Here is a 15,266-nt window from a genome sequence, read left to right on the forward strand (position 1 = left end):
AATTATAAACATAGTCAAGATTTTACCATACCGAAGTATCATAATTCAAGGATTCTGCAGATTATCGCAGATTACTTATGTTTAAAATATTTACTCAGGCTTTCGATCGGACCGGGCTTAGCATAGTGATAGCCCTGAATATAATCGAAACCACGATCAATACTGTACTTCTTTTGTGACTCATCCTCTACACCTTCAATAAGTGTGACAAAGCCGTTTTTCTTGAAAAACTCGATCATATAGGAAATGATATCATCAACCCTGTCATCCTTAATTGACTTGTATAACAGAGATTTATCAAACTTGATTGTCTGAACGGGCACGTCAACAACTCTCTCAAGATTGGAATAGCCGGTTCCGAAGTCGTCCATATAAAGATGAATTCCTTCACGATTAAGCATATCCATATTATGCTTAACTGATTCATAGTTTTCTGCCATCATGGACTCGGTTAATTCAAGTCTGATCATCTTCTGATCAATATTGTAACCATGAATTATATCGAGAATTTCCTTATAAAAAGTCTTATCGGTAAAATCTGCAGTCGAGCAGTTTATGGTTATAGCATCAAAATCGTATTCTATAGACAGATTTTCTACAGCTTTGCATACTTTATGTATCATTATGACCGTGAGCGCGTGAATACAATTATTCCTCTCCGCAATCGGAATAAACATATCCGGAGGTATCATCTTTCCGTCTATGTGCAATCTCATGAGTGCCTCTGCGGATCTGAACTCATCTTTATCGACACTGTAAATAGGCTGTGCATAACAGATAATACGCTCATCCTCTGCATCCATCTTCATTCTGACATCAAGAAGAGTCTGCTCAATCTTATAAATCTCATCAAAATCTCTGAAGTCCGATCCATTTGCAAAATAATAAACATTCTCACCGTCGATAAGCTTTGTCTCTTTTATATACATCATGAACAACTGTGTCCACTTATTCCCGACAGAAGCAAACCTCCTGCTATCTCCGCACACACCAAGAAAATAGTGAAAATGATCCTCTGTTCTGTCATGGAATGCATCAAGAATATCTCTCATCTGTTCAGAATAGTTCTGAGCATCTGATCGTTCTTTTGTCTCGATAAGTGCCATAAAGGTACCAAAGCTGATTCTGTAAAGCTGTATTTTTCTTGAAATTCTTTCTATCTCTCTGCATACTCTTGCCAATTCTATAGAAAGCATCTCATAGTCAGGACTAAACGAAGTATCTGTAAGCTGTGGAAAATCAATATATGCCAGGTAAAATATTCTGTTTCTCCTGACATCTGTTATGAACCTGCTTTCCATAGCACTAATATTCTGGCATCCGGTATCCTCATCATAAGGATTCGAATGGAAAAGCAGATAAAAAGCAACCAGCGGAATAACATAGGTCGATGCACTGAAAATAGCTCTTTTATCAATAATCTGCAATATAAGTACAATAATATCGAGAGGAACAACTATCAGGACTCCCCTTATTACAATTCTTGCTATGGTTCTTCTTCTGATCATAACAACAATAAAACATATGACTGCACACAACATGCCCATCATGCAATAAAAAGTTGTGAAATGTGTAATATCAATACCATCTGTCCTGACAAAATAAAGGCTTTTCATTGCAACCTGATAGACTACGCCTGAAAAATAAAAAAGCGCAATGGAAACATAGAGCATAATAATTACAGAACGTTTCTTTAATCTCTTTTCGCTCATGAGATTTATGTAATTAAAAATCAAGACAAGAATAGCCGCGTAAAGCACCAGGAAAAAGGTAAGAAGTGCAGTAAAAGTTGACCTGTTGTAGTAGACAGAAACGTTACTTGCCACTTCAACAATCATTATCTGCGTAGCCGTTGCCAGTATAGATGTTAATACTCCAAGAACAAGGAACTTGAAACTTTTAGATTTTTTAGGCTTTGTCAGAGACATAAAAACCAGCAAAAGAATTGCAAGAAGAAGGCTGGCATACTCTCCGATAATGTCATATCTTAAGCCTATATGCATACCAAAATGCGGCATAATTTAACCCCTCATAAGAAAACGATTTATAAATACCCATACCTATACATCTTCAAAATAATCGTAACATACAGATATAAGTAGGTTTTAAAAAAACTATAAAATAACAATAAAATAGCTGACATTCCGTATATGGAATGTCAGCCTTTTAATACATTATAGCCAAATTCGAAATAACCACTCAAGGTGATTAGTCTTCGATTCCGTTCTCCTTAACCTTCTCAGCTCTTGCAGCTACTTCCTTAGCCTGGATATCCTGTGGAGCTTGCTCATATCTAGCAAAGCTGTACTCATAATCACCTGCACCACCGGTCATGGAACGAAGCGTTGTGCAATATCCAAAGAGTTCCATCATGGGAACATCAGCCTCAATAACCTGCTTGCCATCACCTGTAGGATTCATGCCGAGCACGCGTCCTCTTCTCTTATTGAGATCACCCATTACATCTCCGGTGAATGAATCCGGAACAGTCACCTTGAGTGAAGCAATAGGCTCAAGAAGTACTGGAGTTGCATCCATGAAGCCCTTCTTGAAGGCATTGCTTGCTGCAACCTTGAAAGCCATTTCAGATGAATCTACCGGGTGATAGGATCCATCATAAAGAGTAGCCTTAACACCAACAACTGGATAAGCTGCAAGAGGTCCTCTCTGGGAAGCCTCAGCAATACCCTTTTCAACTGCCGGGAAGTAGTTCTTCGGAACAGCTCCGCCTACTACAACCTGATCAAATATATAAGCCTTGCTGTCGTCACCTGAAGGCTCGAAGCGCATCTTAACGTGTCCGTACTGGCCGTGTCCACCGGTCTGCTTCTTATATTTGTATTCCACATCAGAATTCTTGCGGATAGTCTCTCTGAAAGCTACCTTCGGCTTATCGAGATCAACGGCTACCTTATACTCGTTGAGAAGCTTACTTACTGCGATTTCAAGGTGCATATCACCCATACCGTAGATAAGTGACTGATGATTCTCTGCATCGTTTACAACCTTAAGAGTAGCATCCTCAGCAGAAAGCTTAGCCAGAGACTGAGCAATCTTATCAATATCAGCCTTATTCTGAGCCTTGTATCTCATGTATGTATAGGGCTGTGAAATATCCATAGGTGCATACTGTACAGGATTAGCCTTGGTTGAAAGTGTGTCACCTGTGGATACATCAAGTTTCTGAAGAGCACCGAAATCACCTGCATGAAGCTCGGGAACCTCGATAGTCTTATTACCCTGCATTACATATATCTTACCAATCTTAACTTCTGTGTCCTTATTGGAATCGTACATTATGTCATCAGTCTTGATAACGCCTGAACGAACCTTGATCATGGAGTATTTTCCAATAAAAGGATCCATCATGGTCTTAAATACGAAAGCTGTCTTCGGCTTGGAGAAATCGAAGTTAGCTTCGAAAATCTCATTGGTCTTCATGTTAATTCCGGCCATCTTACGGTTCTCGGGAGCCGGCATATACTTAACAATATCATCAAGAAGTGTGTAAACACCCTGTGCAAGGATACTTGATCCCATTTCGATAGGAACAATGGATCCGTCACATACGTTGGTTCTGAGTGCTGATCTTATCTCCTGCTCTGAGAAGGTGTCACCACTGAAGTATCTGTCCATGAATTCTTCACTGGTCTCAGCAACTGCTTCCATAAGAGTGTCACGATACTGCTGCATGTATTCCTTGTTATACTCGGGAACTTCACACTCTACCGCATCCTTACCTTCCCAACGGAAGCCCTTTTCCTGAATTATATTTACATAGCCGACAAACTTCTCATTTTCACGAGAAGGCATGTTGAACGGAGCTATCTTCTTACCATACTTATCTGTAAGATCCTGAACAACCTGTCTGTAGGAAGCATCATCGATATCCATATCAGAAACGAAGAACATACGCGGAATACCATACTTCTCGCAAAGATCCCATGCTCTCTCTGTTCCTACTTCAACTCCTGCCTTACCGGAAACTACGATAATAGCTGCATCTGCAACACTCATAGCTTCCTGTACTTCTCCGACGAAGTCAAAGAATCCGGGCGCATCAAGGAGATTGATCTTATGATCATCCCACTCCAATGCAATTGTAGATGTGCTAATTGAAAACTGACGCTTTTGTTCCTCTTTATCAAAATCACTGACTGTATTTCCATCAGCAACTTTGCCCATACGGGAAGTAATTCCTGCGAGGTAAGCCATAGCTTCAGCGAGCGAAGTCTTTCCGGCTCCCCCGTGGCCTAAGAGTACGACATTGCGTATTTTGTCACTTGTGTAAACTTTCATCTCTTGCTCCTCCAAGTCTTAAATTATGTTGGGAAAATTTAATGAAGAATATTTAGATTTCCCCCAAACCCTATAGGAACATTTTACTAAAATTGTACAAACAATACAAGTAATTCCATCAAATTTGCACAACTTATAAGGGCATGATCTGTGTGGCGAGAAATATACGTTGTGTTTTAGCCCTTTATGTGGAAGTGAGAAATTTATGTTTTCGTCTGCGTCGTGATTTGCTAACAAAACAAAAAAGATGAATGTCGACTCTCTCCTTGTTCGAAACAGTCGTCATTCATCTTTTTCATTTTGCTGCAAATCATCTCCTCGTCCGAGAACTATAAATTTCTCACTTCCACATATTGGGCTAATAATATGTCAAATATATCTCGCCACACATTTCATGTCTGTACATGTCACAAATCTGAACGCCAGCCCCTGCCCCAAAAGGGAAGGTTATGAGGAACTTTTGGGATTAGAATATTAAAGCAATTAATTAGTTAAGGTCTTTAAATCTTTGAAGAATTCCGGGTAGGATATTCCGACGCATTTGTCGTCGAGGATACGGGTGGTGCCTTCGGCGGCGAGAGCTGCGACGGCGAAGCTCATTGCTATACGATGGTCGGCATCGGAGTCAATGTCTGTCCCGTGAAGCGGCTTACCACCATGAATTATCATGCCGTCGTCTGTAGGCTCAATATCAGCTCCCATAGCTTTTAGGTTATTGCAGACAGAATCAATACGATTAGATTCTTTTACTTTGAGTTCTGCAGCGTCCTTTATGATAGTTGTGCAGTTAGCTGTTGCTGCTATAACAGCAAATATCGGAAGTTCGTCTATCATAGTGGGAATAAGTTTTCCACCAACTTCAAATCTTCCATTTTCATTGCCATGAAGTTCCGAATAACGAACATGAAGATCTGCTCTTGGTTCTATGGATTCATTCACATTCTCAAGCTGAATATCAGCGCCCATCTGAGTAAGGATGCTGAGTATTCCTGATCTTGTTTTATTGATTCCAACATTATGAATAACTACGTCAGAGCCGGGTACAAGAAGCGCTGCAGCGATAAAGTATGCCGCGGAGGATATGTCGCCCGGAACATTTATCTTGGTTCCGCGAAGCGGCATGCCGGGATGAAGGATTGTAGCAGAGCTTCCCCTGACGTCGACTTCGTTGTGTATGTCCGCACCAAAAGCACGAAGCATAAGCTCTGTATGATTTCTGCTAAGTGCAGGTTCATAAACCACTGTGTCACTGTCGGAATAAAGACCGGCTAGCACAATTGCTGATTTTACCTGGGCTGATGCTACAGGACTATGATAGGAAATACCATGAAGTTTCTTACCGCCTTTTATTATAAGCGGTGCGCAGTCATTCCCCATCGCAGAACTGATATCCGCTCCCATCTGCGAAAGTGGTTTGATAATTCTGTTCATGGGTCTCTTTTCGATTGAACTGTCGCCTGTGATCATAGAATCAAAAGGCTGCGCTGCAAGAATACCGGATAATAGTCTGGTAGTTGTACCACTATTACCTGTATAGAGTGTAGAATCAGGTTTCTTCAGGCCATGAAGTCCTTTTCCGTGAACTGTTATTGTAGGAACACCGTTCATCGGTCTTTGAGAATGCTCAATCAGAATGCCCAACTTTTTAAAACATTCTATTGTAGAAAGACAATCTCCGCTTTTGAGGAAGCCTGTTATTTCAGTGGTTCCCTCTGATAAAGCCCCAAACATAATACTTCTGTGTGAAATTGATTTGTCCCCGGGAACAAAAACATTACCCGTTAATGGTTTTGAACTTTTTTCAATACTGATCATTGTTAATTCCCTCTTTTTTCAAGCCTTAATATAGTGTCAAAAATGTATCAGTCAACTGACGGATATCCATGAGCTTCCAAAAGTGTTAGCGCCTTTTCCATAGCCTTATCATCGTGGAATTCTATGCTAAGAGTACCATGCTCGAACTCACGGTTATGAACGATTCCAATATTTTTGATATTGATTCCGTTAACAGAAAGAAGCGTTGCAACAGAGGCAATATTACCGGGTTCATCCGCAATATCAACTCTGATAACATAGGTCTTCTGAATGGGTCCTCTTCTAAGATCATTGAAGGAATCCCTGTACTCTCTGGCTGATGAGAAAAAGTCCATGAGGCCATCGCCATCAACCTTATCAATCACCTGCTTCATCCTGTTCAAATAATCAATATAAGTATCCAAAAGCGTAGAAATATTCTTATGATTTGTAAGACAGATCTGCTGCAGCATCACCGGTGATGAGGATGAAATTCTGGTGATATCCTTAAAGCCGCCGGCCGCAATCATTTTCATAAGTCCGTCTTCCGAATCGCTGTCATGGACAAGATTTACCAGACATCCGCTTATAACATGAGGTACATGGCTTACAGCAGCTGTAATGAAATCATGCTGCTCATAAGGGATAATAAGCGGCGTTGCTCCCATAAGCTCCACAAGCTCTCTGTAATTTTCAAGTCTCTCATCAGAAGTTTTTTCTGTCTTTGTAAGTATGTAAAAAGCATTTTCCAAAATGGAAGCCTTTGAGTTTATGTAACCAATCCTCTCAGTACCGGCCATCGGATGACCGCCGATAAACTGCTCTTCCAATCCCAGCTCTTTTACATGCTCATGTATACTTGTTTTAACCGAACCGATGTCGGTAAGAGTCGTTTTGGGATTGAGATATGGCTTTATCAATGCAAGATTATCATTATTTCTTTCAATCGGTGCGCATAAAAAGATGTAGTCACATTCGGAAAAACTCTCATCAACCTTGTCGCAGGCCACATCCACGATGCCATCCTCTTTCGCTTTTAATGAGGTCTCCGGATGTGGTGTATATGAAATAATGCGTATTTCAGGCATTTTAGCCTTAAGGGCTCTGGCCATTGAGCCACCGATAAGACCAAGACCTATAAAACCGCAGGTCAGATTATCATTAATCATTATTAAATTACTCTCCTGGAAGTACGAAATTTAATTGCAATAAATACTACGAACAGTAAACACTATACCACGTTAAAGTGCGAAAATCAAATGGAATAATACGCCCCAAAATAAATAATACGCCCCCGGAAAATATATTCATTCGCATCCTTGTTGCGCTGCGCGCATAATCGGATGGTTCTGAATATATTTTTCGGGGACTTTGTTTTTTTAATCCCTTTTGAAGATATCTCTTGTATATACTTTATCGCTTACATCGTCAAGGCAAGAATCATAGCGGTTGGCGATAATGGCGCCGCTTTTCTTTTTGAATTCATCAAGGTCATTAACCACAAGGCTTCCAAAGAAGGTTGTCCCATTTTCAAGGGAAGGCTCATAAATAATAACGGTAGCGCCTTTTGCTTTGATTCGCTTCATAACTCCCTGGATACTGCTCTGACGGAAGTTATCGGAATTGCTCTTCATAGTAAGTCTGTAAACTCCTATGATAACTTCATGTTCACGAGCTGCATCATAAGCTTCGCTGTTGCCGTAGGCTCCGGCGATGTCGAGTACTCTATCTGCAATGAAATCCTTACGGGTTCTGTTGGATTCAACAATAGCCTCAATGAGGTTTTCCGGAACATCCGAATAATTTGCAAGAAGCTGTTTTGTATCCTTTGGCAGGCAGTATCCACCATAGCCAAAGGACGGGTTATTATAGAAATCACCAATTCTGGGATCAAGACAAACTCCCTTGATGATCTTGTCTGTATCAAGTCCCTTCATCTCCGCATAAGTATCAAGTTCGTTGAAATACGAAACACGCAGCGCAAGATAGGTATTTGCAAAAAGCTTTACAGCTTCTGCCTCAGTAAAGCCCATAAAGAGAACATCAACATTTTCCTTGAGTGCTCCCTCATTCAAAAGCTCTGCAAATATATGAGCGGCATTTGTCAGATCTTCATCATCCATATCCGTTCCTACAATAATTCGGCTTGGATATAAATTGTCATAGAGCGCCTTGGATTCTCTGAGAAACTCCGGACTGAAAAGAATCTTGTCAGAGCCGGTCTTATTTCTGATCTTCTCAGTATATCCAACAGGGATGGTACTTTTTATAACCATATAAGCATCAGGATTAACCTTCTGAACAAGATTGATAACAGCCTCTACCGCACTTGTATCAAAATAATTCTTCTTGCTGTCGTAGTTAGTCGGTGCTGCAATGACTACAAAATCTGCATCACGATAAGCAGCCTCACCGTCTGTTGTCGCATGCAGATCCAAATCTTTTTCTTTAAAATATTTTTCGATGTATTCGTCCTGAATCGGTGAAATCCTCTTTTCGAGCATATCCACCTTTTCCTGAATGACATCCACAACAGTCACTTTATGTTTTTGTGACAACAAAGTCGCGATTGAAAGTCCCACATAACCGGCACCTGCAACCGCGATCTGCAAATTCATAAAATCACGCATAATTCTAACCCCTACATTTCATCGAGCGTATCCTGAACAGTCTCGTACACCGAGATTCTCTGTCTGTCATACTCGGGCATTCCGATGAAAATAGCCCCATACTCATAGCTGTCCTCAAGAGCTGTCCCTCGTACAATTTTAATAAAAACATGAAGAACCTCTTTGGTCCAGATGGTAAGATTACACTCGTAATTGTCTCCCATTGTTAGCTGGAGATCTGACTGAAAACCCATTCCTGCACGTGAACAGTTCATAACTGAAATAGCCACAGCCTCTGGTTCCTGAGTACTACCGATAGGGCTCATTAAAAGCTCTCCGTCCAGATCAAGTCTTTTGTATTTACGTCTTTCTTCCATAATATCCCCCTCGAATAAGATATAGTATTACTATAGCCTAAATCTCGTCATCCGTAAAGAAACAAGCATCACCAAAACTAAAGAATCTGTACCGTTTACTTATAGCTTCCTCATATGCATTCAGAACATTCTCTCTGCCTGCAAGTGCCGAAACAAGCATGACCAGAGTTGATTCCGGAAGATGGAAATTAGTAATAAGGCAATCTGTCACCTTAAAGTTGTAACCGGGATAAATAAAAATAGAAGTATTGTCCGCACAGGGCTCAATATGTCCGTTCTCATCTGCTGCGCTTTCAATGGTTCTACAGCTGGTTGTACCAACGCAGATAACACGATGTCCGCTCTCTTTTGCCTTATTGATTTTCTCAGCTGCCTCCGCATTCACCTGATACCATTCGGTATGCATATGGTGCTCAAGAACGTTTGTAACCTTAACCGGTCTGAAGGTTCCGAGTCCAACATGGAGCGTTACGTAAGCAAGATCAATTCCCTTGTCCTGAATTTTCTTAAGAAGATCATTGGTAAAATGAAGTCCCGCTGTAGGCGCAGCTGCCGAGCCCTCATATTTTGCATAAACCGTCTGGTACATATTTTTATCCTGAAGCTTATGCGTAATATAAGGAGGAAGCGGCATCTCTCCAAGCTTATCAAGGACCTCTTCAAAAATTCCTTCGTATGAAAACTGAACGAGTCTGTTACCTTCTTCAACAATATCAAGGATCTTTGCGTTTAAAAGTCCTTCTCCAAAAGTAACCTCCGCACCGGGGCGAAGCTTTTTACCGGGTTTAACAAGAGTCTCCCAGATATCGTTCTCTCTTCTCTTTAAAAGAAGAATCTCGACTGCAGCACCGGTATCCTTCTTTGTTCCAAGAAGTCTTGCCGGTATAACCTTTGTATCATTGAGAACAAGGCAGTCACCGGGCTTAAGATAATCGATAATATCATGGAATATCTTATGTTCGATATTGCCTGTCTTTTTATTCATCACAAGGAGCTTAGCATCATCACGTGCGGGAAGCGGATCCTGTGCTATCAGTTCCTCAGGAAGATCAAAATAATAATCGCTGGTGCGAAGACCCAGGTTAGGGTCATTTGTAGATGTTTCTATGTTCAAAGTATTCTCCTAAAATCCCCTCATCCGTCAGCTGCGCTGACACCTTCCCCCCAAGGGGAAGGCTTTATATTTTTTGCCTTCCCCCTCTGGGGGAAGGTGGCGCGTAGCGCCGGATGAGGGCATAAATTATTGATTCATCAGACTTGCTTTATTAAGGAATGTCTTGTAGGCGCGAAGCGCTTCATATATATCAGCCTTGGATGTTGCCTCCCAAGGTGCATGCATATTGAGCACAGCAACACCGGCATCAATTACGTTCATTCCGTAAAGAGCAAGGATATAAGCGATAGTTCCGCCACCACCTACATCTACCTTACCAAGCTCGGCAGTCTGGAAAGTAATATCATCCTCTTCAAAAATGCTTCTGATATGTGCTAAAAACTCTGCGTTTGCATCATTTGATCCGGACTTTCCACGGCTTCCGGTGAACTTACTAAGTACCGGGCCAAGGCTGAGGAAGGATGCATTCTTCTTCTCAAACTGGCCTGCGTACATAGGATCAAAGCCTGCATTAACATCAGATGAAAGCATGCAGGAATTTGCAAGACATCTTCTGAGCTTAAGGTCATTGTAATCACCGCAGAGGTTCATGAGCTCTGCAACAGCATTCTCAAAGAAGCGTGACTGCATACCTGTAGCACCAACGCTGCCGATCTCTTCTTTATCAACCAGAATGCAGCAGCCTGTTCTCTTTAAGTTCTTTACTCCAAGGAGTGCTCTCATTGAAGGGAAAGCACACACTCTGTCATCCTGACCATAGCCAAGGATCATTGAGCGGTCAAAGCCTGCATCTCTTGCCTTACCTGCAGGAACGATTTCAAGTTCTGCTGAGAGGAAATCCTCCTCCTCTATTCCGTAAAGGTCATTTAAGATTCCAAGGATTCCGCGCTTAACTGCACCTGAAACCTTGCCACTCTCTTCCTTCTCTGCCTTCTCATAATCTACAGCATACTGCTGACCCTCTGTAAGCTTAGAGTTTCTCTTCTCTGCCTTCTTCTTTTCATCACTCTCAACAACAAAAGGTCTGTTACCGATTACAAGATCAAGAGCCTCTCCCTCTACAACCTGAGCAGCCTTCTTGCTCATAAGATCACCTGAGAGGTGGATAAGTAGATCGCTTACAAAAAATACCGGATCATCCTCATCCTCACCGACATTAAGCTGAACAGTGGTACCGTCCTTCTTAACAACAACGCCGTGAAGTGAAAGCGGAATTGCTACATAAAGATACTTCTTGATTCCGCCGTAATAATGTGTATCAAGATAAGCAAAACCGCCATCCTCATAAAGCGGATTCTGCTTAACATCCATTCTGGGAGAGTCGATATGCGCACCGAGAATATTCATACCGTTCTCCAACGGCTCTGAACCAATCTGGAACATTGCGATGGATTTGTTCATCCAAACACTGTAAACCTTATCACCCTTCTTAAGCTTTGTCTTAGATCCAATAAGCGTGTTAAGCTCGCGGTAGCCCGCCTCCTCTATTTCATTAACAATGCAGTCGATTGCTTCGCGCTCTGTCTTTGCATTATCAAGGAAGTTCTTATAATCATCAGCAAAAGCCTCTACTTCCTTAAGCTGTTTTGCATTGTACTTTGTCCATACATTTGCTCTTTTCATTTATTTATTCCTTTCTCTGTTTTCGTGTTTATTATTATAGAAAACAGTAAGATTTACATAAAAATCGTGCTTATATATGATAAATGAAATCAATAGTACTTTCAACAGTTCACCGGATATTTAAGCGTCTTTAAATCTTATTTTTTTATAAAAACTGTTTGCAATTCAAAGCTCCTTAAGGGCAAAAATTATCCTCCCTGCCAGGTAGAAGAAGAAACTTGTTTCTACCTGGAGGGAGGAATATTTACTATAAGAAATAGTTCTTATACTTATTTAGTTTACAACAGTATCAAGATCCCACTTTTCATAGATCTTAGGTACATCGCTGATAAGTCTCTTGGTGTAATCAGCCTGAGGATTGATGATTACATCCTCTGCTGTACCTGACTCTACGAACTTACCGTGCTCCATGATATAAACCTTATCGGAGATATAATATGCAAGACCGATATCGTGTGTGATAAAGATAATAGTCATGTTGATCTCATCACGAAGCTTTAAGAGCATATCAAGGATTGTAGCTCTTGAGCAGGCATCGATCATGGATGTGGGCTCATCTGCCATAAGGATCTTCGGCTTGAGAAGGAAGATACGTGCGATCATAAGTCTCTGCATCTGTCCGCCTGAAAGCTCGAAAGGATACTTATTTGTAAGCTCTGCATACTTCAGGTTAACGAAGCTGCAGGCCTCTGTCTTCATCTGTATCTTCTGCTCCTCGGGAAGATTCTTGAAGCCCCTCATATTAAGGCAGTCATCAAGAACCGCATCGATCTTGTAGAAGATGTTGTAGGATGAAAACGGATCCTGGAAAATCGGCTGAATATTCTTCCAGTATTCCTTCTTTTTAGCATTTGTACTGATATCACGGGGTTTCCCCTGATATTCAATGGTACCCTCTGTAGTACTGATAAGACCGAGAAGCATCTTGGAAAGTGTTGTCTTTCCGCTTCCTGACTCTCCAACGATTGAGATGATCTCACCCTCGTTGAAATCAAAGTCTACATGGTCAACTGCTACGGTCTGTACCTTACCGACACCGAATACCTTAGTAAGTCCTCTACCTGAGAGGCATGGCTTCGGAGCGGGCTTATTGGTATCAGTCGAAGTCTGTTTCTGGTTCTGGTTTGCTGTCGCTTCCATTTGAATATACCTCCCTTAGTTTTCTTACTGACATCAGGCAGCGATAACATCTGCCATTCTCAAATTCTTTCTCATCCGGTGCCATAGCGGTACAGGTAGGAACCGCATATTTACATCTGGGTGCAAATCTGCAGCCCTTAGGCGGATTTTTCAAGTTCGGAGGAGTTCCGGGAAGAGCTGTAAGGTTGTGAGCTTTCATACCCTCCTCAGGAACGATGATAGATCCCATAAGACCCTTAGCGTACGGATGAATAGGATCAAATACCATCTGCTTTGCTGTTCCAAGCTCAACAAACTGGCCGGCATACATAACTGCTATATCATCAGTAACGTTATAAAGAAGCGGCAGCTCGTGTGTGATGAAAATCATGGATTTGATGAAGCCCTTTTCCATGAGCTGTCTCATCATACGGATAACCATCTTCTGAGATGTAACGTCAAGCGCTGATGAAGGCTCATCGGCGATAAGTACCTTAGGTGAAAGGATTGTTGAAATAGCTATAACTGTACGCTGTTTCATACCACCTGAAAGCTCTACCGCATGCTTCTCAAGAACCTCTTCGGGAAGTCCGAGTTCAGCAAAACGCTCTCTTGCCATGTCATAGATATCCTTCTTGGACATCTTAATTCCATGTGCATGAATAACATCCTCGATAAAACGAATGATTTTCTGAGTAGGGTTCAGAGCATTCATAGCTGCCTGAGGGATGTACGCGATCTCGTTACCGAGAATTTTACGACGAACATCGTCAGGCTTCATGTTAGAAATTGTCTGACCGTCTACGATTATGTCACCACTTATATAATGAAGCGGTGCGAAATAATAACCCATAAGTGACAATGCAAGTGTGGATTTACCACATCCGGACTCACCGGCAATACCGAGTGACTTTCCCTCTTCTACTTTAAGGGAAACACCGTCAACCGCATATACGTCCTCATGGAATCTGGTTATATATTTAGTTTTGAGGTCTTTAACCTCAAGCATTACTTTTCCCATTATTAACCTTTTCCTTTTCTTTTAAGTGAGATTCACAGTTACCTTTTGTTCCGGATTACGATCAGTCACGCAGCTGCGGGTTGAATACCTGATCCATTCCTGTATTCATAAGGTTCAGTGAGAACGAAATAAGTGCGATGAGTATTACTACCGGGAAATATGCCCACCAAGAACCATTGAGGTGTGCAGAATACTGCATTGCCCACTGCATCATAAGTCCCAGAGTTGCTGTCTTTGTTGTTGCAGGACCAAGTCCGATCATTGACAGCTGTGCTTCTGCAAGAATTCCTGATGAAATCTGCAGGATCATAGCCATAACAACGTAGGATGCTATGTAAGGAAGGATATCTGTGAAGATGATCCTGAACATGCTGTGTCCTGACAGTTTTGACAAATTAACGTGATCACGGTTTCTGAGTGATATAACCTGTGAACGAACGGAACGTGTCGTCCAGGGCCATGATGTCAGACCGATGATGATACCAACCATTGCAATACCTCTTGCCTTATCTCCTACTGAATAAGAAATGAGGATAAGGATTACAAAGGAAGGAATAACTGTAAACAGGTTTGTTACGAAAATGATGATGTTATCAGCAAGTCCGCCCATGTAACCTGCAAGAAGGCCAAGTAAAAGTCCGATTGCAGTAGCGATAAGTCCTGCAAGAAGACCGATCTTCAATGAAGATTTTGTTGCTGCTACAAGCTCTGTGAGGACATCACGTCCAAAGTTATCTGTTCCAAGAATGAAGGTCTTCTTAGATACATCTTTGATGTTTACATAATCTGTATCCTTGATTACCTTGCTCTGCTGAAGATTACCCTCTTCGTCCTTTTCAGCAACGATAACTCCGGAATCCTTCATAGCTGCTGTAATCTGAGAATCAAGTCTCTTAAGCGCTTTTCTCTTGGCAGTTGTGTATCCCTTATACTTTGTGTTGGGATCATAATTTGCTTTCCAGAGAGCTACAAGACCTTCAGCATCAGTTACATCTATATCAGCTTCTGCAACGCCCTGCTTAAGAAGGAATTCCTGGATTTTTGCTCTTGTTTCTACATCGAGTACCATCTCAAGCTTTGAAAACTGCTTGGGAATCTGTAAGTTATAAGATTTTTCAAGTGTTGCCTCCTCAACAGATACATATGTACCGGGTTTGAAGAAGTTACCCTGACCTATCATCTGCAGCGGGTCAGCCGTTACAAACAAAGGATAAATGAGGACTGTAAGCAGTATGAACATAAAGATTACAAATCCGAACAGGAATTTTCCGGAATGGAAAACTTGTTTTATTGTATTTTTCATTTTTCAT

11 protein-coding genes are annotated in these 15,266 nt (G+C 41.4%); all 11 read right to left on the bottom strand.

The genetic code is table 11. From position 1 onward, the window contains the following. Positions 1–71 precede the first annotated feature (71 nt). A complete protein-coding gene (locus G630_RS0102115; RefSeq protein WP_026497585.1) occupies positions 72–2,018 on the bottom strand; it encodes an EAL domain-containing protein in 1,947 nt (648 codons plus the stop codon). A gap of 190 nt (positions 2,019–2,208) precedes the next feature. Next, complete coding sequence (locus G630_RS0102120; RefSeq protein WP_022759834.1) at positions 2,209–4,299, bottom strand: elongation factor G; 2,091 nt, start codon at positions 4,297–4,299, stop codon at positions 2,209–2,211. A 483-nt stretch (positions 4,300–4,782) separates the two neighbouring features. Continuing rightward, a complete protein-coding gene (gene aroA, locus G630_RS0102125; RefSeq protein WP_044958413.1) occupies positions 4,783–6,114 on the bottom strand; it encodes a 3-phosphoshikimate 1-carboxyvinyltransferase in 1,332 nt (443 codons plus the stop codon). A 47-nt stretch (positions 6,115–6,161) separates the two neighbouring features. Beyond that, entirely contained in the window at positions 6,162–7,262 is a 1,101-nt protein-coding gene (locus G630_RS0102130; protein WP_026497587.1) for a prephenate dehydrogenase/arogenate dehydrogenase family protein, read from the bottom strand. A 210-nt stretch (positions 7,263–7,472) separates the two neighbouring features. Continuing rightward, a complete protein-coding gene (locus tag G630_RS0102135; RefSeq protein WP_026497588.1) occupies positions 7,473–8,723 on the bottom strand; it encodes a nucleotide sugar dehydrogenase in 1,251 nt (416 codons plus the stop codon). Positions 8,724–8,734: 11 nt separating this feature from the next. Next, on the bottom strand, positions 8,735–9,079 hold the full coding sequence (locus G630_RS0102140; RefSeq protein WP_022759830.1) for a PilZ domain-containing protein: 345 nt from the start codon (positions 9,077–9,079) through the stop codon (positions 8,735–8,737). Between the two features lie 37 nt (positions 9,080–9,116). After that, a complete protein-coding gene (queA, locus tag G630_RS0102145; RefSeq protein ID WP_305803574.1) occupies positions 9,117–10,193 on the bottom strand; it encodes a tRNA preQ1(34) S-adenosylmethionine ribosyltransferase-isomerase QueA in 1,077 nt (358 codons plus the stop codon). Between the two features lie 126 nt (positions 10,194–10,319). After that, positions 10,320–11,816, bottom strand: a complete 1,497-nt coding sequence (locus G630_RS0102150; RefSeq protein WP_026497590.1) for an aminopeptidase — start codon at positions 11,814–11,816, stop codon at positions 10,320–10,322. Positions 11,817–12,089: 273 nt separating this feature from the next. Further along, a complete protein-coding gene (locus G630_RS20345) occupies positions 12,090–12,956 on the bottom strand; it encodes an ABC transporter ATP-binding protein (protein WP_044958415.1) in 867 nt (288 codons plus the stop codon). Next, positions 12,913–13,956 (bottom strand): ABC transporter ATP-binding protein, encoded by a 1,044-nt coding sequence (locus tag G630_RS20350; RefSeq protein WP_022759826.1) that lies wholly within the window; start codon positions 13,954–13,956, stop codon positions 12,913–12,915. Before G630_RS20350 ends, G630_RS20345 begins: the two co-directional genes overlap by 44 nt. A 61-nt stretch (positions 13,957–14,017) precedes the next feature. Continuing rightward, positions 14,018–15,259, bottom strand: coding sequence for an ABC transporter permease (locus G630_RS0102165; protein ID WP_026497591.1), 1,242 nt, complete (start codon positions 15,257–15,259; stop codon positions 14,018–14,020). Between the last annotated feature and the right edge of the window lie 7 nt (positions 15,260–15,266).

Origin of the sequence: Butyrivibrio sp. WCD2001 (assembly GCF_000424485.1) — a bacterium.
In the GTDB taxonomy this organism is placed as follows: Bacteria; Bacillota; Clostridia; order Lachnospirales; family Lachnospiraceae; genus Butyrivibrio.